A 2,407-nucleotide genomic window follows, 5' to 3' on the forward strand; every position below is an offset into this window, starting at 1 on the left:
CCGCCCACCGGATGCGACCGGTGGGCGGGGCCTTCTCCATGCGGCGGGAATCAGGGGAACGAGACGACCGTGGACGGGATCGTCGATGTTCCCGAGGTCGGTGCTCCGATGTCGTTGATGACGTGTTCGTACTGGCCGTTGCCGCCGAGCGAGACGACGAGCAGGCTGTGGAACTTCACCCCGGGCTTCACCGGGGCCTTGAATCCGTGGTCCTGGCGGATCGTCGGATCCACGTTGTAGTAGCAGTAGCTGCCCAGGCCCCAGCCCTCGTGGACGTCGACGGAGTCGTCGACGCGGTAGGCGGCGTAGCCCTTCGTCGCGCCGTTCTGTATCGCGGCCTGGTCGGGCGCGTCGTACGCCTTCTCGTTCTGGAAGAAGATCGTGCGGCCGCGCTCGCCGTACCACTCGACGTCGTACTTGTTGAAGTGCTCGACGAACAGGCCGGTGGCCAGGACGTCGTCGCCGTTGACGCGGACGCCGTAGTCCGCGCGGTTTGTCTCCCAGCCCCAGCCCTCGCCGTGGTCGGCGCGCCAGACCCAGGTGTGGTCGACGATCGTGTCGTCGCTGTTGACGACCATGCTCGTGGTCGCCTTGCCGGCGCCCGCACCACCGATGCGGATGTAGACGTCCTGGACCGTGGTGGGGTCGGCGGCGTGGTCGGCGGAGGCTCCCTGCGGGCCGATCTCCAGCAGGGTCGGGGAGTTGACCGGGCCTGCGTCGATCAGGAAGCCGGCGAGGCGGACGCCGTCGACGTCGGCGACCCGCATCGCGGTGACACCGTTGTCGGGGATGATCGTGGCGAGACCGAGGCCGAGCACGATGGTGCCGGCCCGGCCGATCTCGACGGTCCGGTCGACGTGGTAGACGCCCGGAGTGAAGAGCAGGTGCAGGCCCTGGGCGACGGCGGCGTTGATGGTGGTCGCCGTCGCGCCCGGCTTGACGACGTAGAAGCGGCTGAGCGGGATCGACTCGCCCTGCGGGGTGCCGTTCGCCCAGCTGACGCCGCGGGCATTGGTGCGCTTGGCGGGTGCGAAGACCTTCATCTCGTTGCCGTCGAGGTAGAGGAAGGGCTTCTCGCGGGAGATCGGGGTGGTGTCGAGGGTGGTGTACGGCGGGTTGGGGAAGCTCGTCGCCGGCGCGCCCTCGACGCCGGAGAAGGTCATGTTCCACACGCCGTTGGTCCAGCCGCCGACGGCGCTGTCGCGGGTGTACCACTGCTGCTGCGAGTACGGCCCGACCGTGCCGTCGATCCTGCTGTCGGCGATGTAGCCGCCGCTGGCCCATCCGTAGCCGCTCGGGGCGAGGTTGAGGCCGCCCTTGACGTGCATCCGGCGGAAGGAGGCCGCCTGGGAGACGGCCCAGCGGTTGGTCCCGTTGACCGGTTTCAGGGCCAGGTTCTCCGCCGAGCGCCAGAAGTTCTGCGTCGCGTTGCCGTTGAACCACCCGGCGTCGACGGTCACATCGCCGTTGAAGGTGGTGTCGTCGGGGCGCAGGCCGAGACCGGCGATCTGCGTGTAGAAGCCGATCTGTGCGTTGAGGCCGTCGTAGGTGCCCGGCTTGAAGAGGAAGGCGTGCCGGCCGTTGCCGAACTGGGCCGACTCCTGCTGTTGGAAGACCTGGTCGAGCTTGGCCTGGATGCCGGGCGTGGACGGGTCCATGATGTGCACGTTCGGGCCGAGGTCACCGCCGCCGGGCAGCACCGGGCCGCCGTCCGTGCTGCCGTAGACCTGGAACTCCCAGAGGGAGTAGCCGTATCCGGTGGCCCGGGTGACGCCCTGGATCCGCACGTGGCGCGCGGTGCCCGAGACGGCGATCGTCTCGGTGCCGCCGGCGCCGGTGGCCGTGGAGTGGACCGTCGACCAGGTGGTGCCGTCCGTCGAGGTCTCGATCCTGTAGGCGGTCGCGTACGCGGCCTCCCAGCGCAGTTCGACGCGGTCGAGGGCCGCGGGCGCGCCGAGGTCGACCTGGAGCCACTGGGGGTCGGAGAAGGCGCTGGACCAGCGCGTGCCGAGGTCGCCGTCGACGGCGCCGGCCGCCGCCGTGCCGGCGTTCTCCTGGCTGGAGGCGGTGACCGGCTTGCCCTGGGAGAGCAACACCGGAGCGGCTTGGGCGGCGGGGGCCGGGAGGAGGGCGAGCAGCGTCGCGACGAGGGCGGTCACGACGGTCGCGACGATGCCGCGGCGGGCCGCGGCAGGGCGTCGTCCGTGTGGCGGTGTCGCCACGGGTATGCCGACTGCGGGCATGAAGAGGTCTCCTCGTAAAGGGAGTTGGGAGATACGAAGAAGGCGCGAGAGAGCGCTCTCCCGCACCTTGCCCGCCGGTCCAGCCGGGGTCAATGACTCCGACCGTGCTTTTCTTAGGTCTTTCATTAAGTCGGTGAACCTGCTTCGGTCACCCGGGCCGGGGC

General features: G+C 69.8%; 1 protein-coding gene. It reads right to left on the reverse strand.

Going from position 1 to position 2,407, the window contains the following annotated elements:
- Positions 1 to 50 precede the first annotated feature (50 nt).
- Complete coding sequence (locus tag ACFQ7Q_RS38020) at positions 51 to 2,243, reverse strand: discoidin domain-containing protein (protein ID WP_383563814.1); 2,193 nt, start codon at positions 2,241 to 2,243, stop codon at positions 51 to 53.
- Between the last annotated feature and the right edge of the window lie 164 nt (positions 2,244 to 2,407).

The sequence above is a fragment of the Streptomyces sp. NPDC056527 genome, from assembly GCF_042794475.1.
GTDB lineage: Bacteria > Actinomycetota > Actinomycetes > Streptomycetales > Streptomycetaceae > Streptomyces.

Excerpts from the sequence above, each read along its gene's own strand:
- ACFQ7Q_RS38020 (WP_383563814.1), bottom strand. The coding sequence starts at position 2,243 with ATGCCCGCAGTCGGCATACCCGTGGCGACACCGCCACACGGACGACGC.